The organism is Photobacterium nomapromontoriensis (assembly GCF_050336815.1).
Taxonomy (GTDB): domain Bacteria; phylum Pseudomonadota; class Gammaproteobacteria; order Enterobacterales; family Vibrionaceae; genus Photobacterium; species Photobacterium nomapromontoriensis.
In genome coordinates, this window is the sequence record NZ_JAKJSL010000069.1 from 1 (window position 1) to 23,260 (window position 23,260).

At 44.6% G+C, this 23,260-nt stretch carries 22 protein-coding genes; 15 read left to right on the forward strand and 7 right to left on the reverse strand.

All coding sequences use genetic code 11. The features are described 5' to 3' along the window. Positions 1 to 416 precede the first annotated feature (416 nt). Positions 417 to 1,451 (forward strand): patatin-like phospholipase family protein, encoded by a 1,035-nt coding sequence (locus tag L4D12_RS24225; RefSeq protein ID WP_428450394.1) that lies wholly within the window; start codon positions 417 to 419, stop codon positions 1,449 to 1,451. 191 nt (positions 1,452 to 1,642) lie between these two features. Here L4D12_RS24225 and L4D12_RS24230 read toward each other — a convergent pair whose 3' ends face one another. Then, positions 1,643 to 1,981: a cytosolic protein gene (locus tag L4D12_RS24230; protein WP_428450395.1), complete on the reverse strand. Its 339-nt coding sequence runs from the start codon at positions 1,979 to 1,981 to the stop codon at positions 1,643 to 1,645. Positions 1,982 to 2,536: 555 nt separating this feature from the next. On the opposite strand from L4D12_RS24230, the gene L4D12_RS24235 reads away from it, so the two are divergent. The 4 genes from L4D12_RS24235 to L4D12_RS24250 all read left to right on the forward strand — a co-directional run bounded on the left by L4D12_RS24235 (position 2,537) and on the right by L4D12_RS24250 (position 6,524). Then, positions 2,537 to 2,932, forward strand: a complete 396-nt coding sequence (locus L4D12_RS24235) for a hypothetical protein (RefSeq protein WP_428450396.1) — start codon at positions 2,537 to 2,539, stop codon at positions 2,930 to 2,932. Beyond that, complete coding sequence (locus L4D12_RS24240) at positions 2,929 to 3,543, forward strand: imm11 family protein (protein WP_428450397.1); 615 nt, start codon at positions 2,929 to 2,931, stop codon at positions 3,541 to 3,543. The genes L4D12_RS24235 and L4D12_RS24240 overlap by 4 nt, the downstream gene beginning before the upstream one ends. Before the next feature lie 77 nt (positions 3,544 to 3,620). Next, entirely contained in the window at positions 3,621 to 4,274 is a 654-nt protein-coding gene (locus L4D12_RS24245; protein ID WP_428450398.1) for an imm11 family protein, read from the forward strand. 1,434 nt (positions 4,275 to 5,708) lie between these two features. After that, positions 5,709 to 6,524 carry a hypothetical protein gene (locus L4D12_RS24250; RefSeq protein ID WP_428450399.1) on the forward strand — a complete coding sequence of 272 codons (816 nt, stop codon included), beginning with the start codon at positions 5,709 to 5,711 and terminating at the stop codon, positions 6,522 to 6,524. Between the two features lie 233 nt (positions 6,525 to 6,757). Here L4D12_RS24250 and L4D12_RS24255 read toward each other — a convergent pair whose 3' ends face one another. From L4D12_RS24255 to celB, 4 genes are read right to left on the reverse strand one after another with little or no spacing between them, the layout of a single operon-like run. Then, positions 6,758 to 7,072 carry a PTS lactose/cellobiose transporter subunit IIA gene (locus tag L4D12_RS24255; RefSeq protein ID WP_428450400.1) on the reverse strand — a complete coding sequence of 105 codons (315 nt, stop codon included), beginning with the start codon at positions 7,070 to 7,072 and terminating at the stop codon, positions 6,758 to 6,760. Positions 7,073 to 7,081: 9 nt separating this feature from the next. Further along, a complete protein-coding gene (locus tag L4D12_RS24260; RefSeq protein ID WP_428450401.1) occupies positions 7,082 to 7,387 on the reverse strand; it encodes a PTS sugar transporter subunit IIB in 306 nt (101 codons plus the stop codon). A 12-nt stretch (positions 7,388 to 7,399) separates the two neighbouring features. Next, positions 7,400 to 8,362, reverse strand: coding sequence for a glycosylasparaginase (locus L4D12_RS24265; RefSeq protein WP_428450402.1), 963 nt, complete (start codon positions 8,360 to 8,362; stop codon positions 7,400 to 7,402). A 2-nt stretch (positions 8,363 to 8,364) separates the two neighbouring features. Beyond that, on the reverse strand, positions 8,365 to 9,669 hold the full coding sequence (celB, locus tag L4D12_RS24270; protein WP_428450403.1) for a PTS cellobiose transporter subunit IIC: 1,305 nt from the start codon (positions 9,667 to 9,669) through the stop codon (positions 8,365 to 8,367). Between the two features lie 425 nt (positions 9,670 to 10,094). Here celB and L4D12_RS24275 point away from each other — a divergent pair, with 425 nt between their 5' ends. From L4D12_RS24275 to galM, 8 genes are all read left to right on the forward strand, one after another. Further along, positions 10,095 to 10,850 (forward strand): response regulator, encoded by a 756-nt coding sequence (locus tag L4D12_RS24275; RefSeq protein ID WP_428450404.1) that lies wholly within the window; start codon positions 10,095 to 10,097, stop codon positions 10,848 to 10,850. Then, the gene (gene creC / locus L4D12_RS24280) at positions 10,847 to 12,304 is read left to right on the forward strand and encodes a two-component system sensor histidine kinase CreC (protein WP_428450405.1); all 1,458 of its coding nucleotides are present in this window, start codon (positions 10,847 to 10,849) and stop codon (positions 12,302 to 12,304) included. Before L4D12_RS24275 ends, creC begins: the two co-directional genes overlap by 4 nt. A gap of 104 nt (positions 12,305 to 12,408) precedes the next feature. Beyond that, a complete protein-coding gene (creD, locus tag L4D12_RS24285) occupies positions 12,409 to 13,761 on the forward strand; it encodes a cell envelope integrity protein CreD (protein WP_428450406.1) in 1,353 nt (450 codons plus the stop codon). A gap of 22 nt (positions 13,762 to 13,783) precedes the next feature. After that, the gene (locus L4D12_RS24290) at positions 13,784 to 14,215 is read left to right on the forward strand and encodes a ribosomal maturation YjgA family protein (protein ID WP_428450407.1); all 432 of its coding nucleotides are present in this window, start codon (positions 13,784 to 13,786) and stop codon (positions 14,213 to 14,215) included. Positions 14,216 to 14,683: 468 nt separating this feature from the next. Beyond that, complete coding sequence (gene galE, locus L4D12_RS24295; protein WP_428450408.1) at positions 14,684 to 15,703, forward strand: UDP-glucose 4-epimerase GalE; 1,020 nt, start codon at positions 14,684 to 14,686, stop codon at positions 15,701 to 15,703. A gap of 103 nt (positions 15,704 to 15,806) precedes the next feature. Then, on the forward strand, positions 15,807 to 16,862 hold the full coding sequence (locus L4D12_RS24300) for a UDP-glucose--hexose-1-phosphate uridylyltransferase (RefSeq protein ID WP_428450409.1): 1,056 nt from the start codon (positions 15,807 to 15,809) through the stop codon (positions 16,860 to 16,862). Between the two features lie 88 nt (positions 16,863 to 16,950). Beyond that, positions 16,951 to 18,111, forward strand: a complete 1,161-nt coding sequence (gene galK, locus L4D12_RS24305; RefSeq protein WP_428450410.1) for a galactokinase — start codon at positions 16,951 to 16,953, stop codon at positions 18,109 to 18,111. Between the two features lie 11 nt (positions 18,112 to 18,122). Then, entirely contained in the window at positions 18,123 to 19,181 is a 1,059-nt protein-coding gene (galM, locus tag L4D12_RS24310; protein ID WP_428450411.1) for a galactose-1-epimerase, read from the forward strand. Between the two features lie 109 nt (positions 19,182 to 19,290). Here galM and L4D12_RS24315 read toward each other — a convergent pair whose 3' ends face one another. Next, positions 19,291 to 20,289 carry a substrate-binding domain-containing protein gene (locus L4D12_RS24315; protein WP_428450412.1) on the reverse strand — a complete coding sequence of 333 codons (999 nt, stop codon included), beginning with the start codon at positions 20,287 to 20,289 and terminating at the stop codon, positions 19,291 to 19,293. 288 nt (positions 20,290 to 20,577) lie between these two features. Then, positions 20,578 to 21,588, reverse strand: a complete 1,011-nt coding sequence (locus L4D12_RS24320; protein ID WP_428450413.1) for a manganese-dependent inorganic pyrophosphatase — start codon at positions 21,586 to 21,588, stop codon at positions 20,578 to 20,580. A 316-nt stretch (positions 21,589 to 21,904) separates the two neighbouring features. On the opposite strand from L4D12_RS24320, the gene L4D12_RS24325 reads away from it, so the two are divergent. Then, positions 21,905 to 22,330, forward strand: coding sequence for a hypothetical protein (locus L4D12_RS24325; protein ID WP_428450414.1), 426 nt, complete (start codon positions 21,905 to 21,907; stop codon positions 22,328 to 22,330). Positions 22,331 to 22,390: 60 nt separating this feature from the next. Then, positions 22,391 to 23,071 (forward strand): DedA family protein, encoded by a 681-nt coding sequence (locus tag L4D12_RS24330; RefSeq protein ID WP_428450415.1) that lies wholly within the window; start codon positions 22,391 to 22,393, stop codon positions 23,069 to 23,071. Positions 23,072 to 23,260 lie beyond the last annotated feature (189 nt).

The following is a 23,260-nucleotide window of genomic DNA, read 5'->3' on the forward strand; positions in this document are numbered from 1 at the left end:
AGCTACGCTATGACAAATCAATGGTTCAATGAACTTGGTTTAGTCAATATTGAACATGTTGTGACAGGGCATGTGTTCAGCACTTACGCTGAATGGAAATGTACATGAGCCGTATACGAGGTCCGTACGTACGGTTCTGTGAGAGGGATGAGGCGGCGACGCCTCACCCTACTCGATGTGCCTGCTGTTTGCTGATAGTCGTCGCTTACAGATGCCACATAAATCCCTTTTTTTGCATTAAAAATTTGCAGTGACTATTAGGCGGCTTACTTGCTCCTGCAATACCCGCTTTTGCATTCAGTGCTACTCGCATGATCATTTTGTGAAGTTATCCCACCGGTAGATGACCAAATAGCATACAGTTAACACCATATGCAATTAGTTGTGTTTATGGTTGGTATCTATGGGAGGATTAAATGACTTATCCATTTAGAAACTTGATTTTCGAGGGTGGCGGGGTAAAAGGCATTGCGTATGTGGGAGCAATGCAAATCTTGGAAAGAGAGCTTATTCTGCAAAATATTACCCGTGTGGGGGGAACATCTGCAGGGTCAATCAATGCGGTTTTGTTCGCTGCCGGGTATAGCAATACAGAAATGCTAAAAATATTGCAGAGCCTTGATTTTAACGATTTCAAAGATGATAGCTGGGGGGCACTTCGTGATATGAAGCGCCTTAGAAATGAATTTGGTTGGTATAGAGGTGATTTCTTCAGGGAGTGGATTGGGGAGCTACTAAAAAAGAAAACAGGATCTGCCAACATTACATTTAAAGCGTTACACGAGCACTCTGGAAAAGAACTATTTATCTATGCATCAAACCTTTCAACACAATTTGGTGAAATTTATTCACCAGAGCACACACCTCGTATGCGAGTTGTGGATGCTGTAAGGCGTTCAATGTCGATACCACTTTTCTTCAGGGCTGTTCGTGATGATAGAGACGATGTGTTTGTGGACGGTGGTGTGATCAACAACTATCCAGTCAAGATTTTTGACCGGAAAAAGTACCTTGAAGATGACAATCTTGAACGAATCCCCGGCTACTATGAAAAGGAAAACAGTAAACTTGCAGAAATAGCTCCCAAAAGTAGCCCATATATTTACAACAAGGAAACGCTTGGTTTCCGTCTTGATTCCGGGAAAGAAATTGCGGTGTTTCGAGATGGGCAAACGCCTAAAAGTGTTGAAATTGAAAATTTTCTCGATTATACGATGCAATTGATAAAGACCGCTTTAGCGGCTCAAGATAGTCAGCACCTCCATAGCGACGACTGGCAAAGAACTGTTTACATAGATACGTTGGGTGTCGGTACGACAGATTTTGATTTAAGCGATAAGTTGAAAAGAGCGTTAGCCAAATCGGGAAGAGAGTCAGCTCAGCGGTATCTAGACTGGTGGTCTGATGTGAATGACGATCTCGCCATTAATCATCCTACATCAACAGATTGATCGATTGGAACTGGATTGCACACTTAGTCAGTGTGCAAGCTTTTTCCGTGTTCTACATTGGCATCTCATTGATGTGAAAGGTTAATTTTGTTTAGTTTTGATAGACATGCTAGCACGATCGACGCTAGTACGTTTGTGCCCCTTCCTTGCTAGGGATGCCAATTCGCCGACTTCAACTTACTGAATAATTTTCAGTCCATTCGGGTAATAAAGGTTTGCTCGTCATCCACAAAAGCCACAAAGCCGCCGTGATAGATAAAAACCCGACCACGCCCCTCAACTAGGCAGGCAAGCTGAGGGTTCAAATCTTCTTCGTTATCCTGACGTTGAAAAGTGCCTGTATCGGTGATTACACCATTGAGTGTAGGCAAATATCCATAAGTGCGCTTGGCTTGATCAATCAGGTTCAATTCGCTGGCGGTAGAGAAGCACAAGGGGATCGCACCAGCTTCTTCGATAAATAGAGTTTTCAGTTCTTCAAAAGCTGTAATCACCAGCCAGTCGATGCCGTTAACATGATGGATAAACATAGAGTTTCTCGGTAATTCTGATACGGAGATTTTATCACTATCAGGGGAGAACGTAGTAGAGATTTAGTTGCTAAAGGCGGTAATTCTGTGCCATTTCCAACATTCACTAGGTCAATCGGTTCCGGTTCATTTATGCCCCAAAGTCATTTAACCATGGGGTTCTTGACATATACCTATAGACATTTTTGACCTACTTTTTCTAATAGTTGTTTAGTGTCTTAGTTTTGTATGAAGAGCCTCGGGAAAAGTACCTTACTCTTTTAAAATTATTTATGGAAATCTATGGTTATCATGTTGATTTTTAAGTGTATAATTTGATTTATCTATTCGTTTAAATCAAGAGAAGATACTATGGCTGTATGACTACCACGGCTAAGCATGTAAGTAGTAGTGCTGAAAAAATTCAGAAGATTCAGGGCTCTAAAGTAAAGCTCAACTAATCCACTTAATCCTGAGTAGATCATATTATGTGCAACATTTAGAGGTGCATGTCATTTAGGTACTCAAGTTCATAGAAGTGATCATAAGTTTAAGAAAAATCAATTTGATGAGATATTGAATTATGATTACCATGAAACAATCAAAGACTTAGTCACTGAAAAAAAACAAGATATTAATGAGTGTTATGGTACTACAGCTATTGAAGAGAGTGAGCGGTACATCCATAAAGAAATAATGGATAAAGTAAGTCAAAGGGCTTTGAGAAGAATTGCTAATTTCACTCTACCACTCACTTCTATACATACAAACTTTGAACGCCCTCAAGATCCAGAAGAGCCATATATTGGTTGTGGTGAAGGAGAGAAAGTTGGTGACGTCAAAGGTGGTAAAAAGTGTTGTGATAAAAAAGGAGATCACAGTGGTGAATTTGATACCCGACCAAGCAGCAGTTTTACACTAGATACAGCTATAGATTTTCCACAAAACTGGGCTTTGAAGAGAAAAATATGAAGAACTATGAACAAGAATACTATCTTTTAAAAAGAGTTCCTTTCCGTGAAAAGTTTCTTTCGTTACGAGCAACGCTAGATACTGGAAGAAGGAACCATACGTACGAGCGATTAGATTATGGAGATGGACCAGTTTTTTTTGAAAATGGTTACAAAGGCGAAATACCTTTTTACCTTACTAATGTTCAAATGGATAGTATATACCCAGTGGTGTCGGAAGATATTGCTGGAGTAGTGAATCAATATAAAACACATGGTCTTCAGTTGTTCCCAGCAGTCATCATAGGGGATGACGGGAAGTGGCATGAAGAGTTTTATTTTTTTAACTTTTATGATTCTTTAGATTGTGTTGACTTTGAAAATAGCGATGTTGATGAGTACGAGCCTAATGCAAAGCACAATGAAGTTATAACTTACAAACTACTCAGCAACGTTTTAGATAATATACCAGAAGAAAACCGTCTGATTATCAAACTTGCTCGCGTAGAAGGTGACGCAATTATTATTCACGATAAAGTCGTAAAGGCACTAGCCAAATTCAATATTGAGACATTCCAGTTTTTCAAACTCAGCGAGTACAAACTTGGAATGGAGTTTAAGCGCATTAACTAAAAAAGTAACCATCGCTCAAAACTCATAACACTGGGTGTTGATAGCTCTTATATAGATAGATGCCTTAGGGAGCACATATGAGCTCTAAGGCTTTCTCCAATTTGGCACCCACAGAGAGGCATATGAAAAATTACGAAGAACAATATTATCTACTGCTAAAGAACCCCTTTCGAAATGATTTAATTTCACTCAAGGCAACTTTGAATACTAGTCGTAGAGATTTCCGAATCATAAAGCTAGATTATGGAGATGGTCCTGTATTTTTTACTTTAAGTGATAAAAGTTCAGTATTCAATCTTAATAAAATACAATTTACTGGGATTTTCCCAGTAGTATCATCTGATGTTGCCGAACTATTAGCGCAGTATAAAGTAAGAAGCTTTCAACTTTTCCCAGCGGTGATTATTGATCAGAATGACAATTGGCATGAAGATTACTTCTATTTTAATTTGTATGATGAACTCGATTGTATTGACTTTGAAAAAAGTAAGATAAGGAACTACGATCCTTCAGATTATGATCATGAAGTAATAGAGTATAAGTTTAATAATGATATTCTAGATGCTATTGATGTGAACGAAAGGTTAATTATACTTCCTGAGGGTGTCTTTGGCGGAAGTTTAATTTTCCATGAAAAGATTGTTGAAAAGCTGAAAAAATACATTGATAAAAACTCGCTATCTTTCTATAAATTGAGTGACTACAAGCTAGGGGATGAATACAAAGGTTAACAATGTAACATCAGACATACTCACACCAGCAGTTTAATTTTTCAACACTATTTTCGCTATATGAGCGACACTTTATCGGATGTCGCTTCCTTACAAGGCCAATGTGAAAATATTATTTTACTAGGCTCAAGTAATTCAAGCTCTGTTTGCCAGACCGGAGTTAGGTCAGAATCAATAATACAGTTTTTAGTGTCCACCGTTCATCCCAACATTTTTTCGTGAGCTTATATTGCATTGTTCTTGAAAACAATGGGGTTGTATTTTGCCTTTTTTCTTGTCAAAAATCCCTATCTTGTGGCTATTTAATAAATCACTTAATTAGCTATGCCACTGATCCACCTTGTTTTATTCTGGATTATGGTACGGGCTCGGCGTGACTTATCAGCAGAGCTCTGTCACGAAGGGTCATTACCCCCTACGTCGGGTTGTGTCTCCATCGAATGAAGTACAAGCGGCACGATGGCTGAATGATCACAGGCTCTTCGGAGCTTGTTTTTTTGCATAATCGGGTAATTTAATAGACCGATTAATCCTGCGAATGACATTTCATAAGCTTACGATCTTGCATCTACCCATTTTGAGTAGTACTATTGGTTCAAATGATGACGCTGTGCATGTCATATAGATTAATCTTGTTGGCATCGGTTTTAGGAAAGGAGCTCATAATAATGAAAAATATTCGCCAGCATTGGATGTCAAAGAACAGATCAACGTAAAGCGTATGAATGGTGGAAACCGCGATTGGATCTGTGCGGATCTTGTGATCTCCGAGCCATCATTACCGCTATAAATTATGCCAGGCTCTGAAGTCATCCTTTATCAGGGGGTCTTAGGCGCTATAATCGTTTTAAATCGTCCATAACAGGAATGTGTGTGGTGCTTAACCATGCCGCGGACGTTTACACCTGGAGAATAATGTATGTGCCAATTTTGTCGACATCGAAATATTATTAAAATAAAGCGTAATTTCTTTCAGCGATTATTTTTTAAAGCAGTTTATCTGTGTAAAGACTGTGGTGAATTGATCAAGTTATAATGAAATTTTTTATTTATGAGTGATGATAAAAAGCAGTTGCGGGAAAGAATAAAAACTCGTCATGATGAGCATTTGTTGAAGGTGAAAAAGCGTTTTTTAGATAAACGACCACCGAAGCCTAGTCAATAACATTAGTCATATAAGAAGTGTGCGCAGACGGATTTATGCGCCTGTGCATTTTACTATTATCATTGCTTGATTGATGGAACATTCTCGCTGAGACAAACATCCTGAAGTCACTGGGTTATAAGGTGGTCGTATGGACTGATGGGTGCTAGTTTGATTATCGTGCTGGTTGACGGCTTAATAGTCAGGTAAAGTGTGACCGTTCGCTTGAAAAATGGCATAGATATATAGCGTTAGATGTTTTAAAATATACCTAATAAACAGGAGTTTATATGGAAATCAAGTTACATACTAATGCTAGCACAACACCGAGAACGCGGAAATATATCCAATCATCAGAGAAGTCTGATGCAGAATTGGCTGCAGAGCTGAGTATCTCTATTGATACGGTGAAACGTTGGCGTAATCGTGACTCTTGCCATGATAAATCTCATCGGCCGAAGGTGATTCACAAAACGCTGTCACCTGAACAAGAAGCGTTGATTTTGTTTCTGAGAAAGCGTCTTAATCTTTCGCTTGATGAATTACTGGAAGTTACGCGCTTATTAATCAATAAAGGGATATCTCGTTCGAGTCTGAATCGTTGTCTGAGTGCTTATAATGCAGGGCGTGCCATCAAACCCAAATTAGACATCGATAAGGGACAGGTGATTATTGATGCTTTTCCTTTGCCATTAACTATTGCCAGTAATAAAAGTATATTGCTGATTTTTATCGAAAAATTCAGTTCTCATATCAGCTTTGCTTTGGTTAAAGAGGCCGACGAGTCGGCAGAAGAGAATATTGCAGATTTTGTGAGTAATGTACTGCCCTATGCGATCACTTCCGTTTTAACATTAGGCCATCCTTTAGCGTTGAATATTGCTCATCGTATCTCGCAACAGGTTGAAATACATGATGGTATTGATATCGGTGTTGATGCCGCATTTGATAAAGACATTACTGACATTTTGGCCGGGGAGTTATTTGATAAACGGTTGGGGTTAGGTGCGACGATTCTTGAATATGAAGATACGCTGAATAAGCGAATTATCCGCAAACGGTTAAAAAACCTCACGCCTCATACGTTTATAAAACAAAATTATTAATATACTGCTCGTTTAATCGAGCAGATATTTTTCTATCAGCCAATTATCCGTGTATTGCATTATTTCATCTGAATATTCATCACGAGTCAGCTTCTCTTCTTTTTTTATTACTATCTTTATATTTTTATCTCGATACTGCTTTGTCTCGCAGAAGTAAGTGCTCTGAGAATATCGCTGCTAATAAAATAAAGGGGATCAATGATCCCCTTTATTGTTAATTGCAATAGTAATCGTTAGCTGCGACTTTTGTGAAGGTGGATGATTTCACCAGCCATATCCATCAATAGCACCGCATTCATCAAGTGATCTTGTGCGTGTACCATCACAATATGGACAGGAAGCTTGCCTTCACCTTCATCAAACTCAATTAACTTTGTCTGGATCAGGTGGGCGGCATTTAAGGCTTTACGTGCCTCTTCTACGTAGTTGTCAGCTTCATCAAACTGACCTTCACGTGCGGCTTTCATCGCGACCATCAGTAAACTACGGCATTGACCGGCACTGACAATCAATGTCATGACATTTTCTTCGTACTGTTCGCTATTCATTCTCGTACCTTAGTTCATCATCGCTAGTGCTTGCGCGAGGATCTTATCACCCGCCGTCAAACCGTAATCCATCATATTAATCAGCGCGATAGGCTTGCCGTGCTCGTTGGCAATCGCAGTGAAATCGGCCAGCTTGTAGCTGATTTGTGGTGCGATCAGAATGCAGTCGAAGTTTGCGACAACGTTTTTAAAATCTTGTGAGCCTTTGGCTTCAATCGTCGCTTCAATGCCTTCGCTGTCGGCGGCTTGTAGCATGCGTTTTACCACAAGGCTGGTTGACATTCCCATGTCACAAATTAGTAGGATATTTTTCATAGTAACTCCAAGTTATTCAATGGGTGCTGTAATTCGTGCTTGATAAGCGTCTAGCCATTCTTGGCTGGCCACTTCATGTTTTGTGTGCTCACCGTCTCGTACACAGAGGTAGATGGTGGGTGCGTGTTTATGGGTGGCAACGGAAAACGAAAAGCCGTCGATATTGGTGGCCGCGCCAAAATCACCGTGGTTATTGATGCAAACAACCGAGAGATCGCCCGCACGACCATAGCGTTTAATCAGCTTACGCTCGAGATCACGCACCGTGGTTTCGGCGGCTTCTTGCGGCGACATGCCTGTGCCCATGCGATGGACAATTTCGTAGCTTACGCAGCCTTTCATCAGGTCTTCACCCAATCCGGTCGCGGTTGCCGCGCCGATGTCACTGTCGGCATAGAAACCGGAACCAGACAGCGGTGAGTCACCTACTCGGCCAGCGCGTTTCATGAACAAGCCACTGGTTGAGGTGCCGACACTGATGTCACCGTTGCAATCCAGCGCTGCAATGCCGACCGTATCATGGCCCATGTAAGGCGATAGGCCGCGTTGTAACGTCTCTTTGCAGCGCTTTTTGTAATGCAGTTCAGCGCGCTCAGTGAGCATGGTTTTTTGCTCAAAGCCTTGTGATGCGGCCCAGACTTCAGCGCCTTCGCCGACCATGAAACTGTTGAAGCGCTCTTTACTTAATGCTTCAGCAATCATGATTGGATTCGCGAAATCTTTGATGCTTGCGACCGCGCCGATGGCCATTGAGCTGCCATCCATAAAGGCAGCATCCAGCTCAACGACGCCTTTTTCATTGGGTAAGCCACCGTAACCAACGCTTTTGTAATACGGGTAGTCTTCTACTCGCTTTACGGCATGGAGCACCGCATCAGTGGCACTTTTTTCCGCTTGAAGCAGTGTGGATGCTTCATTGATGCCATCAAACGCCATGCGCCACGTAGCAATAATGCCCCAGTTGTTATTTTTCATGATTAAGCCTTTGCGGTACGTGCTTGAATGACTTCGGTTGCTTCTACTGGTACTTCCGCGGCACGGTATTGCTTATCAATAATGCGTAGGAAAGGAAGGTAAATCATTGCGCCGATGGCCAAGTTAACCACTTGCATAATGGCCCCTGAGATGCTTGCCGTGACGATGAAGCCAGAGAAGACAGCAGGCAGTGTCCAAGGGATAAAGGCACCGGTAGTGGTTGCTACTAGCCCGATTGACATGGCAACGTACTGGGTTGTGATGAGAACTAAAGGAACCAGATTGAATGGGATCAGCATGATCGGGTTCATGATAACGGGTAAACCAAACAATACCGGTTCATTAATGTTGAAGATGGATGAACCCGCAGCAAGGCTACCGACTTTCTTAACGTGTTGTGAGCGAGCAAAAATCAGAACAGCAATGATTAGTGACAGCGTTGCACCCGCACCACCCATCCAAATGATGTCAAAGAACTGCTCAGTGACGACGTGAGGAGGGGTCATGCCATTGGCAACAGCCGTCAGGTTTTCTTGTTGGTTCTCAGCCCAGATAGGACGCATGATCCCGTTAACCATTGAGCCTGAGTTGATACCGACAGACCACAAGATAGTGATTGTCAGGCCGGTTAGCATTGCGCCGATGTAAGAGGTCCCGAATGAACGAATAGGGGTCGCCAGCACATCATAAATGAACTGATGAATAGTCTGGTATTCAGTGGTGGCAAATGCTAGACGGATCGCAAGCGCAAGACACATTACCACGGTTGCGGGGATCAGTGCGGCAAACGATTTTTGCACAGCAGGCGGAACGCCATCAGGCATTTTGATGGTGATTTTCTTATCAATGAACCATTTGAAGACTTCAGTCCAGATCAGAGCACCAATCATTGCGACAAATAACCCGCGAGAGCCAAGCCAGGCGGTTGGGATCACGGTACCAAGGGTATCAGCCTGAGCAAACGGGGTCAGAATAAGGAAAGCTGATAGAGATAGAATACCGGCAGAAATCTTATCCAGATCGTAACGCTCTGCTAGGCGGTAAGCGACTAAGAACGAGATGAACAGTGACATTCCAGAGAAAATGACTGAGAACGGGATTTCAATGTTGTTACCCCAGTTCGCGCCGAATACCGATGCCATGAATTCTTTATAGGCAACACTTGGGAATGAGCTGATAACAAGCAGAATCGAGCCGACGATAATAAAAGGCATAAACGAAATGTAGGCATCGCGAATGGCCCCTAAGTGACGCTGCTGTGCAATCCGACCCGCGATAGGCATGAGTCGGACTTCAATGAGTTTCATGATTTTTTCCATGTTAACCTCTAATTAATGTAACGCAATCAGGTGAAACTAATAAATCGATGCGGCGATATTAACAGCCAAAACAAACGTAAAATCAGTCATTCATCACAGTGTCTCAATAAAAGTCTCACCTGATTACGTAGTGTGATCCGTGTGGTGTTTTAGGTGAAGTCGGCGGGATGTTGACGGTGTAATGCTATTAAACGGGCTAGCAGAGAGAGGGTGTTTCGGGTTGTTCAGGGCGTTGTATAGATTGGTTGCCAGAGTACATTGAGTGGTATGGATATACCTGTGCTGTATGTCAGTGAATTATGGCGGGGAACGATAACCGCGGACACCATGGATGAGTTAGGTTCGGAGGGTAATATCGATTAATATGTCATTGAAACTGCAGATAAATAGAAGTGTCATGGGGAATCTGAACATTGAGCGATAAATTAACCGTGCTTATCATTGAAGATGAGCCAGCCATTGCAGAGAATCTCATTCATGTATTGGAAATGGATAGTTATGAGACATATTGGTTTTCGACGGCGGGTGAAGGGTTAGCTTTTCTTCGGTCGACGTCTCCGGATCTGTTGGTGCTGGATGTTGGATTACCGGATGGTAATGGGTTTGAGCTGTGTAAAACCATTCGTGAATTTTCCGATATTCCGATCATCTTTTTGACGGCCAGAAATGATGAAATTGATCGTGTGGTTGGATTGGAAATTGGGGCCGATGATTATGTCACTAAGCCGTTCAGTCCAAGGGAAATGTTGGCGAGAATAAAATTGCGTATTAAGCGACATCGACCACTGACTCATGTTCAGCAATACGATCTGCAACCGCACGATCAGGTGAGCACGAAAGAGCATCATGTGGGTAAGCAGATAACAGCACAGCCTGATAACGATGATCTGCAGCCCCTGAATTTTGATTACGGTATTAACGGGCAGATGCTCGGCCTGACTGCAGTGGAATTTAAAATTCTTAATAAGCTGATATCTGTCTCGTCTAATGTTTTGAGTCGAGAGCAGTTAATGGTTGCCGCAGATATGGCGCCGGAAGCCGTATATGAACGAAATATTGATTCGCATATTAAGGCCATTCGCCACAAACTCAAACCGTTTGCGATGTCTGAACGTGTGGGCACTAAACGCGGCTTTGGTTATTACTATAGCAATAAGGGTGAGCTATGAGTCGCTGGCCTAAAATCCCATTGGGGCTGAGACTGTTTTTTCTTTATTTTATTTTAGTTGGAATGACCGCCTATACGGTGAGTACTACCGTCATTCAAGAACTTAAACCTACGGTTCGTCAAACCACAGAAGAAACACTGGTTGATATGGCTAACCTTCTCGCGGTGCTGGTGGAAGAGGATGTGGCCAATGGCAATATTGCACAAAGTCGTTTTTCTGAACTGCTGACCGCTTATGGTCAGCGTGAACCCAAAGCTCACATTGGGGAAATGGGTAAGCCCGCCATTAATCACCGTATTTACATCACGGATAAGCAAGGTATTGTCATCGCTGATTCCTGGCAGCAGGATGTCGGTGAGGATTACTCTCAATGGAATGATGTGTATTTGACGTTGCGGGGTCAATATGGCGCGCGGAGTACAACAGAAAATCCGAATGATCCGTTGTCGACAGTTATGCATGTTGCGGCGCCCATTTATCACAATGGAGAGATCATCGGCAGCGTAACGGTAGCGAAAGCAAACCGTTCGGTTCAACCCTTTATCGATCAATCCAAACGTAATGTCTTGTTCTGGATGGTATGGATGAGCGGATTGGTGCTTGTCGTCGGTGCTCTGTTTTCATGGCGTATTCATTCAGCATTGAATTCGCTGGAAGATTATGCAGAAAAAATGGGACAGGGGCAGAAAGTCACCAAGCCTACTTTTCGTATGTTCTATGAGTTTGGCACCCTGAGTGATGCCTTGGAAAAAATGCGTAATCAACTCGACGGAAAGCAGTATGTGGAAGAATACGTTGAAACGCTGACTCATGAATTAAAGAGCCCGCTATCAGCCATTAAAGGCGCCAGTGAAATACTACAGATGCCGCTGCCAGAAGACAAAATCCTTCGCTTTTCCTCAAATATTGAACGAGAAAGTGATCGTATGCAGTCATTAATCGACAAGTTGCTGGAACTGGCTCGATTAGAAAAAAGACCGCAGCTCGATAGGCTAGAGTCGATTGATATTGTATCGGTGATTAACGATATTATGCAGGCTTCTGATGTGCGATTAAGCGCCAAAGCGGTCAACTGCTACCTCACAAACCATTGCTTAGAGACAGACAAACCTGTCGCTATTCAAGGTGATGGTTTTCTGTTTAAGCAGGCACTGTTTAATGTAATGGATAATGCGATTGATTTTGTGGGTCAAGATGGCGTAATTCAATGGCAGGTTGCAAACACGAAAGGAGTGGTAACGCTTTCAATATACAATAGTGGCCCGCAAATACCTGACTATGCAATGACAAGGCTGACCGAGCGGTTCTATTCACTGGCACGTGAGAATGGCGTGAAAAGTACCGGTTTGGGGCTTAATTTTGTTGAGCAGGTGGTCAAACTACACCGTGGTACGCTTAAGATTGAAAACATGGCAGAAGGGGTCAAAGTCACACTGCAATTACCAACGGATTAATTGTCCCCTGCAATTTCGCCCAACTCCATACAAACTCCACATAGGCTCCATTCATTCTCCAAATTGACGTTTTACAATGAAAATATCAATTTAGGAGAATGAAAGTGAAGACGATTTTTAATAATCAAATTGCAATAAAGTTCGGCTTTGTGCTGTTTTTATTTGTACTGTTGCAGATCCCTCTTTCTATGGTTAGTGATCTGATCTCAGAGCGATCGCATCGCCAACAAGAAGTGCAGGACGATATTGCGCGCAGCAGCAGCGATAAACAGCGGATCATTGGACCATTTCTCAGTGTGGATTACATCGAAATGGTGACAAATGAAGACAAAACGTATGCGATGAAACGTCAAGCTTTCATTTTACCCGACACGTTTGATTTGACCGCCCATCTTGAGAGCTTTGAAAAATATCGAGGTATCTATCAAGCTCGATTGTATAAAGCGAAAACAGCATTGAAAGGATCGTTTGATCTCTCGGCGCTGAGTGAACTACGCCAGTTTGATATACAAGACGTTAATATGGTCGTGGGTATCAGTGATAGTCGAGGGCTGATCAAATTGGATAATATGACGCTTGGTGGCAAAGCGATCGACGTTATTCCCGGTACGGGGATTAATCAGTTGGCTCAGGGGTTTCGTACCCGTTTAGATACCAACCAACTCAATGCTTCAACCATGCTGCCTTTTGATTTGAATTTTCTATTACAGGGTATGGGGCAGCTTCAGGTTACACCAATAGGAAAGAATACAACGGTTGAGCTTTCGTCGGAATGGCCACACCCAAGCTTTATTGGTGACTATTTACCGATATCCTCAGACATTTCTGATGCAGGCTTTAATGCGCAATGGGCGAGTAATAATTTTTCGACCAATATGACGCAATTGTTTGGTAACTGCATGTCGGATTCATCGTCTTGCTATGAGTTTGAACGCCGCCAAATGGGGGTCGACTTGATTGATCCGGTTGACCATTATTTGAAGTCCCATCGTGCGATTAATTACTCTTTGCTAGTGATTACTCTGGTTTTCGCGAGCTTCTTTTTGCTTGAAATGTTACAAGCCCGGATGATGCACCCGATCCAGTATGGTTTCGTTGGTTTAGCGTTGGCCCTGTTTTATCTGTTACTTATTTCGTTAAGTGAGCATGTCGGGTTTAACTGGGCATATGTGATTTCTGCATTGGCTTCCACGGTTCTATTGAGCGTGTATGTTGGCGGTATGCTAAAAAGTAAAAAAAATGGGCTGATATTTGGCGGCAGTCTGTTGGGCCTCTATGGTTTATTGTTCGGGCTGCTGCTTGCTGAAAGCTACGCCTTATTGATGGGAACCCTGTTGTGCTTTGCTATTTTGAGTTTAGTGATGGTACTGACAAGAGATGTTGACTGGTATGAGCGTAGCTGCAAGAGTTTAGAATCCAATGATGAGGTTATCAGGCATGAACAACAACAAGCCTAATAGTATGACTTTAATGAGATCTATGATGAGTCAGCACCGTGAAGGCGGCTCTGTTGACCCAAGGTACTTTCGATTTTCATTCAGCCATCTATTGATCAGTATGCTTTTATTACTGGTATTAGTGTTTATTGCATTGTTTGTTCAAGATTCCTTTATTCGGCCAACACTAGGCGATGTACTGGTTGTTGTATGGCTTTATTTCGTAATTGCCAGCATGGTGAATTTACCATCCAATATTATTGCGTGCGCTACTGTGTTTTTAGCGTTTTCTGTTGAAGTTAGTCAGTACTTACGATTAGGGCCGTTGCTTGGTTTAGAGTCGGGATCTCCGTTAAGTATTATATTGGGGGCGACGTTTGACTGGATGGATTTAGTTGCGTATTCGGTTGGCGGAGTCGTCTGTCTATTATTGGGTGCGAAGCAGCAAAAAACAAAAGCGGTAATTTATGAGTAACAAGACAGAATTCGTTAAGAACAACAAACGGCCTCGAATTAACAAAAAGAAAGTAAGCGCGAGCTTGTTGAAAAAGGTGCGTGCCTGGTCTCTCTTGCAGCAAGTTCGTCAAAAACACCTGAACCAACTCCATATTTAGACTGAATATGTCATAACGCTCTCTCGCGGCCCCCTATATGCTTACTCCTGCGGCAGGGGGCGTCACCGCTAGCTGCTATTTTTGTCTCGTTCTTCGCACGTTACCCCCGTATTTCCTCGCGGTTTTTCATTTCGGAATAAGCTACTGGTCTTGTGAAAATTAAGGGTGTGGATAAAGTATTCACGCTTTTTAGGAGGTGTGAGTTAATCTGTGGAAACGTTTACACTGTGAGGGTTTGATCACGGATCTTGAGTGCTGTTAGTTGCTAGAATTTCTGCCATAGCAGGTTCAAAGCGACATTACGCGCCAAATATTGAGGGAGCCAACGGATGAAAGTGCTTGTTACAGGTGGTATGGGGTATATCGGTAGTCACACTTGTGTGCAGATGATTGAAGCAGGGATGGTGCCAGTCATTGTCGATAACTTATGTAATGCCAATGCGGAGGTATTGAATCGTATTGAAGCGCTGACAGGTAAGATGCCAGCGTTCCATCACGGTGACATTCGTGATGAAGCGTTTCTGGATTCGATATTTGCTCAGTATGACATTACGGCAGTCATCCATTTTGCTGGTCTAAAAGCGGTGGGAGAATCAGTCGCAAAACCACTCGAATACTACGATAACAACGTTAATGGTTCATTGGTGCTGGCGCGCTCAATGCGTAAAGCCGGGGTGAAAAGCATCGTATTTAGCTCTTCCGCTACGGTATATGGCGATCCGGAGATTGTTCCTATCACCGAAGACTCTCCAACTGGGGCTACCACCAATCCTTACGGCCGTAGTAAATACATGGTCGAACAATGCTTGTCTGATCTGTTTGCGGCTGAAAACGATTGGAGCATTACCTTGCTTCGTTATTTTAACCCGGTAGGGGCGCACCCGTCAGGCTCGATGGGGGAAGATCCGCAGGGGATCCCTAATAATTTAATGCCGTTTATCGCGCAAGTCGCGGTAGGGCGTCGCGAGAAACTGTCTGTGTTTGGTGATGACTACTCAACACCCGATGGCACTGGCGTACGTGATTATATTCATGTGATGGATTTAGCGGATGGCCACATTGCTGCATTGAAAGCCGTGGGTGAGAAAGCTGGCCTGCATATTTATAACTTGGGAACCGGAAAAGGCTCCAGCGTGTTAGAGATGGTCAACGCGTTTAGCGTGGCCTGTGGTATGCCAGTGAACTATGAGATTTGCCCGCGTCGTCCGGGTGATATTGCTGAGTGTTGGGCGAGTACGGAAAAAGCGGCCCGTGAACTGGATTGGGTCGCGACACGAACGATTGCAACCATGAGTGCCGATACCTGGCGTTGGCAATCCAATAATCCGCAAGGGTACACCCCTGCGTAATTGAAGCCGCCGTATTGTCCACTGTATTGCTCACCGTATTTCCCAATGTCATGAATATATGCAGTGAGAGATCAAAGCATTTTAATGAGTTGAGTAACTAGTTATGTCTAATGTTGAGTTTAATCCCGTTGATCACCCACACCGTCGTTATAACCCGCTGACAGGTCAGTGGATATTGGTGTCCCCTCATCGTGCAAAACGCCCTTGGAGCGGCATGGATGAACAGCCATCGACCGCGCAATTACCCCAGTATGACGGGGCGTGTTTTCTCTGCCCAACCAATGCGCGTATTTCAGGGGATGTGAACCCTGATTACTCCGGGACATACGTATTTTCTAACGACTTTGCTGCGCTCATGGTGGATTCGCCAGAAGCGCCTGAGTCAGCCAATCCGCTATTTAAAACCCAAGGGGTACGCGGCCTGAGTCGGGTGATCTGTTTCTCGCCTGATCACAGCAAAACTTTGCCCGAGCTACCCGTTGATAAAATTCGTGGAGTGATTGACACCTGGAATGATCAAATTGAAGAGCTGGGTAAAGATTACATTTGGGTTCAAGCGTTTGAGAACAAAGGCGAAACGATGGGGTGTTCTCAGCCTCACCCGCATGGGCAGATTTGGGCGAACAGCTTCTTGCCTAATGAGATTGAGCGTAAAGAGCATAACCTCAAAGCGTATTACCAAGAAAATGGTCGTAATTTGCTGGTGGACTATGTCGAGGCAGAGATCAAAGACGGTTCGCGCATCGTGGTTGAAACGGAACATTGGGTGGCGGTAGTGCCTTATTGGGCGGCGTGGCCATTTGAAACCATGCTACTGCCAAAAACACACATCCGTCGGATGAGCGAGCTGAATAATGAACAGCGTGATGACTTGGCTGTTGCCATCAAAAAGCTGACCAGCCGCTATGACAACTTGTTCCAGTGTTCTTTCCCGTATTCGATGGGCTGGCATTACGCGCCGTTCTTTGAAGAAGGCACTGACATTGATCACTGGCAGCTACATGCATTGTTTTACCCGCCACTATTGCGCAGTGCATCGGTGCGTAAGTTCATGGTGGGGTATGAAATGTTGGCTGAAAGCCAGCGGGATCTGACCGCCGAGCAGGCCGCCCAGCGGTTACGTGATCTCAGTGATGTTCACTACAAAGAACAACAATAAGGCGCCGTTACTGTTAAGCGCTTATTAATTATGGCGATGGCTGCCAGGCGATCGCCCACCGATTTTACTTTTTCGTGAGAACCTTGTTATGTCTGAACTCATTCGCAATGTAAAAACTGCTTTCGAGCACGTTTTTGGTTATGCGCCAAGCCATATTATTCAAGCGCCGGGTCGGGTTAACCTGATCGGCGAGCATACCGATTACAACGATGGCTTTGTGCTGCCATGTGCGATCAACTATCAAACCGTGGTCGCAGCCGCCAAGCGTGATGATAACCTTGTGCGCGTGGTATCGGTCGATTATGACAATGCTGTGGATGAATTTGATATCACCCAAGCGATCACTTTTCAGCAAGACAAAATGTGGGCGAACTACATTCGCGGTGTGGTGAAGTGCCTGTTGGCGCGTGGTTACCATTTCACTGGGGCGGATATTTCAGTCAGCGGAAATGTACCGCAGGGAGCCGGGTTAAGTTCATCGGCAGCATTGGAAGTGGTGATTGGCCAGACGTTCAAGGTACTGTATAACTTGGAGATCTGCCAGGCGGAAGTGGCGCTCAATGGTCAGCAAGCTGAAAATGAATTTGTAGGCTGTAACTGCGGCATCATGGATCAGATGATTTCAGCAGAAGGGCGAGCCAACCATGCCATGCTACTGGATTGCCGTAGTCTGGAAACTTACGCAGTATCAATGCCGGAAGACATGGCGGTGGTGATCATTAACTCCAACAAGAAGCGCGGATTGGTTGACAGTGAATACAACACTCGCCGTCAACAGTGTGAAGAAGCCGCACGTATTTTTGGCGTGTCAGCACTGCGTGATGTAACACTTGTGCAGTTTACTGCGAAAGAGACGGAGCTCGATCCTATGGTGGCGAAACGTGCCCGCCACGTGATCACTGAAAATACCCGTACGGTTGAAGCAGCAGAAGCATTGAGAACGGGTGATATCAAACGCATGGGTGAGCTGATGGCACAGTCTCACGCATCAATGCGCGATGATTTTGAAATCACGGTCAAGGAAATAGATACCTTAGTTGATATTGTAAAAGATGTTATTGGTGAAGAGGGCGGGGTACGCATGACCGGCGGTGGTTTCGGTGGCTGTATCGTGGCGCTGGTGCCCCCAATGATGGTTGAGAGTGTAAAAGCCGCGGTAGAAGCTCATTACCACGCAGCGACGGGGCTGATGGCGTCAATTTATGTGTGTCAGGCCCAAGATGGAGCGGGCTTAGTTGAAATACTGTAAGGATAACAATAATGAGTCACCCTTTATTTAATACCATGACCCAGCAGATGGCGTTTGATGGTCATCCGGCTAAATTGGTTGAGCTAACAAACATGTCAGGCATGCGGGTGGTGTTTATGGACATTGGTGCAACTTGGTTAAGTTGCACCTTACCGCTGAGCAATGGTGAGCAGCGTGATGTTCTGCTTGGTGTCAGTACCATGGATGATTTCATCCGCCAGAAAGCATTTATGGGTGTGGCAGTTGGTCGTTACGCTAATCGTATTGCGAATGGCCAGTTTGAGATTGACGGGGTGGGTTATCAAGTGGTCGTGAATCAGGCCGGGAACTGTTTGCACGGTGGTTCTGACGGGTTTGATAAGCGTCGCTGGGCGATTGAAAAGCAGCAGTCACAGAAAGTGATTTTTTCACTGTTTTCTCACGATGGGGATCAGGGCTTTCCGGGGAATTTGTCTGTGCAGGTTTGCTATGAATTGACCGATGACAATCAAGTTATCATGACCTATGCGGCCCAAACGGATAAAACGACCCCAGTTAATTTAACTAACCATGCGTATTTTAATTTGATGGGGGCTGAGTCGGGCCAAGACTGCCGTGAACATCAATTAACGATCACTGCGGATCAATACTTGCCGACCAATGCGGTTGGGATCCCGTTAGGTGAGCTGCGGCCAGTTGTTGGAACGGGTTTTGATTTTAATCAGGCAAAGGCTGTATCGGCGGATTTTCTGGTTGATGAGCAACAGCAAGCCGCAAATGGTTATGATCACAGTTACCTGTTTAACGTTGGGCGGGATGTTTCTTTGCCGGTGGCTAAAGTTGTATCGCCTGATGAGCTTGTTTGTATGCAGGTGGCCACGGACAAACCCGCGATGCAGCTTTATACCGGGAATTGGTTGGCAGGGACAGCTAATCGTTCAGGTGGCGTTTATCAGGCTTACGCAGGATTGGCACTGGAAACCCAGTTTTTGCCTGATTCCCCTAATCACCCACAGTGGCCACAGCCAAGCTGTATGCTTGAGCCTGAGCAGGAATACCGTTTCTTTACGGTGTACCAGTTTACGTTTTAATAGCGATTGATGTGAGCATAAAAAAAGCCCTGCCCGGTCTATGCACTGACCGAGCAGGGCTTTTTCATTGGGTGTCAGGCATCAATGAGCGCGAATGTTGTGTAAGCGGCTATATTGGTTTTACTGAATGACGACGGACCAAAGTGGGGGTGAATATGATGGTTTCATCATCGACAGCAGTATGTTGTGCGAGAGCTAACGCCAAGTTTGCCGCGCGTTCAGCCATCATCTTGATTGGATAGTGAATTGTGGTGAGACGAGGATGAACAAATCGGGCGATCAGTCCATCATCAAAGCCGACCATCGAGATGTCATCCGGTACACTGATATTGTTTTGATCCAGTACTGATAATGCACCTGCTGCCATATAGTCATTATAGGCAACCACGCCAGTGATATTGAGTGATTTGGCCAGTAAGTTGGTCATCGCTGTTTCGCCGCCATCACTGTCTGCCTTACCATATTCAATGTAGTTTTTCGGTAGCGTAATATGGTTGTCTTGCAGTGCCGCCAAGTAGCCATCTACCCGTTCATTGGTATCTTCGATACCTTGTGATGAGGCGATACAGGCAATATTCTTATGCCCGTGGCGGATCAGGTACTCTGTTGCCAGATAGGCGCCTTTACGGTTATCGAGTGAAATACAGCGATCAGCCAGTGCCGGAATATGGCGGTTGATCAACACCATGCCTTGCACTTCGTTGGCATAGTTGATCAGTTCTTGATCGGATAATCCCTTCGAGTGAATAACCAACGCATCACAGCGGCTATTGATCAGTAAATCCAGTGCGCGACGTTCATCATCGGCATTGTGATAACCGTTACCGATCAGGATATGTTTGCCGTTTTCACGGGCAACATTGTCGACAGATTTGATTAAAGTACCAAAGAACGGGTCGGACACATCGGAAACCAGCACGCCCATGGTATTGGTGCTTTGACTGACGAGCGCTCGGGCGGCCGCGTTGGGACGATAGCCTAATTTGCTCATGGCGAGGGTGACGGAATCAATGGATGCCTGACTGGCTTTGGGGGATTTGTTGATCACGCGAGATACGGTCGCAATGGAAACCCCCGCCTCTTTTGCGACATCCTTTATTGTTGCCATTTAACCACCTTTTCATAGACAGGAACCCATTATGTCGAGGTTAATCGCCTGTCAGACAAAACCGGAAAAAATATTAGACACGCTTTGTGCCATGATCGCAATCTTCGCTTTTATTCATTATCGAAATTGGGTGCTTTAGCACTTGTTTTTATTGATATTGTTTGATTTGTAAACGTTGTCATGTTTGACGGTAAGTCGTTGGGAGTAAGAAGCGGCAAGCCTGTCACGATGAGTGTCAGTGACGGGCTTGTCATCCTTTTACTTTATGTAAAAAACGATGGTTTTAACTTATTTAGCTTCAATGGCCTTCTGAACCGCAGGGCCGATCTGGCGCTTACGAGATGTTACGCCATCAAGTTCAAGCCACTCTTCTGTCGTTTTGCCTTCAAATGCCAACTTGGCAATTTTCTTATCAGCACTGTCGATCCAAAGAACATTGGCGCGCTTGTTCTTGGTGTCGATAACGGCGAAGAACAGGTGATCAAGGCCAGCCGCTTTTTTATGAGCCTTCATGGCGTTAATGAATTCAGGTTTACGATCAAGCAGCTGCTGTGGCGTAATTGTTTCTGCGACACCGATACCCACTTTCTTACCGCCAAAGGCAAAGTTTTTATAGTCCAGCTTTAGTACATCAGCCGCGCTGACATGGCTAAGGTCTGATTTCGCTTCCAGCATCTTTTCACCAAATGCTTCAACATCCTTGATGCCTGCAATGTTGGCTAGCTTCTCCGCGTAGTCACGATCATATTGTGTGGTGGTTGGTGAGCGGAATACCATGGTGTCTGATAAGATCCCGCCAAGCGTTGTACAAGCCACGCTCGCCGGTAATGTAACGCCCAGTTTGTCTGCTCGATTGGCTAGAATGGTGGCCGCTGAGCCCCAAGCGCGAATATCAATTGCAGCCACTTGAGCTAAGTTGACAGGATTGCCGCCGATAGCGTGGTGATCAACAATGGCAACGATATCTTTTTCGTTAACAGATTTATGCAGCTGCGTTTTTTGGTTGAAGTCAACCAAGCCGATGGTTGTCGCTTTCACGTTAGATAATGCTTTCGGCGTTGCCGCTTTACAGTAATCTAACACAAAGGTGCTTTCTGGATTCAGTTCGCCTGGTACTGCAGCGGTACCGCCATAAATATATGCAGCGGCAATCGCAGAGGTCACCGTATCGGTATCTGGGCTCATGTGGCCAGTCCAAACAAGGTTCTCGCTGTTATTGGCTTTAGGGGCTTCAAGATCAAACGCAAGAGCGGGCGTGCTGAGCACAGCGATGAGCAACGCGAGATAACGAGGTTTCATTGTATATTCCATTAGTTTACATGAGACAAGTGAAGGTATATTGGGTTATGCAAATCTACACGCTATCTGCATTTGCTGGTGTTGTGATTGAAATCAAATATATACATGGTCCATTATTCTAAAAAGGTCTAGTTTGACTAACTATGAGTTGTCCTTGCCTGCGTATATTACGATTGGAATATTACGGCTTGATGATGTGAGGCCTCGCTCTACATTATTAAGTATTTCAACAGAAGTGAGATCTTACACAAATTGTATTGCAATTAGGTACGCGTGGCGGTAAAAGGAACTTCTTATTTCCGCTTGGATTCACGGTATGGGTATTTACCAATACTGGTTAGCTATTTTGCTCTTCTCATGGATGACTATTTTTATGAGTCAGGGGAGTGTATTGCCTGTAATTGGTATCGCTAATGGAACCATGCGGCTGGTTAGCCTTTCTGGTACTGAGCTACTGGACGGAACAAGCTATCAGTATGCCCCTGCTAAACAGGCGTTGCCGAGTCGTAATGCCCCCCGGTTGAATACACCGCGCGGCGGTGCGGTGTTTAGTGAACGAACCAGTACGGGAATGGATGCCTCAAGAGGCTCTATGTGGTTTACACTGGGCTATGCGGCAGACTTGGTGATCACTGCGGTATTGATTCCGGTATTGTTGCGGTGTTATCAGCGGACTGTTCATTTAAGCGGTGGCGGGGGGCAAGAATCTAATCTGCTCTATCGCTTTATCCATACTCGATAATGACATCAGTCATCGTTTCATTTTTTCTAATTGCTATTACATTGATGTCTAGGAGTCTTAATGTTTGATTCAATAGTTTCTGTTCTGCTTGCTCTGTGGCATCAGGATTTTACCGCGTTGATGGCGCCAGGTAGCGCCAGTTTGGTGTATTTGGTCGTTGCGGCGCTTATTTTCCTCGAAAGTGGGTTTATCCCTGCGGCTCCTTTCCCATGTGACAGCGTTGTCGTGTTATCAGGTACATTGGCTGCAGTCGGCGTACTTGATCCGGTATTGATTATGGTCGTGATTGCGACGAGTGCTGCGATGGGTAGCTGGGCCGCATACATGCAAGGTAAATGGTTATATCGATTGCCCAAGGTGCAGGGGTGGGTGAATGCCGTTCCTGCCCGCAGGCTACAACAGGTAGATACCTTGTTAGGTAAGCACGGTTTAGTGGCATTGTTCTGTGCGCGCTTTATTCCGGTTGTGCGTTCACTGCTACCGTTGATGATGGGGATGCGAGTAAAGCGGGTCGGTAAGTTTCATTACTTTTCCTGGTTGAGTGCGGGATTGTGGACGTTACTGCTATGCGGTATTGGCTTGTTATTACCGTTGTTGCCTGAACACATCAGCCGATTGGTGACGATGGGGTTAATGGCGGCGCCCGTTATTACACTGGCATTGGCGGTACTTAGTTTCCTTACCATTCGGATCCGTCAGGCACTGCGTAAGCCGTTGCCTTCATCGGAAACCCCGCAATAACCGATCTAATCTACAAAAAAGGCGTTGACAAAATAGCGCCTTTTTTTGTCTTCAACCTCTCACTTTTCTTCACTCGTATCTCTTCTCTTTTTCTTTCTTTCTTTCTTTCTTTGTGCTCTTCTAGACCCTAGACCCTAGACCCTAGACCCTAGACCCTAGACCCTAGACCCTAGACCCTAGACCCTAGAC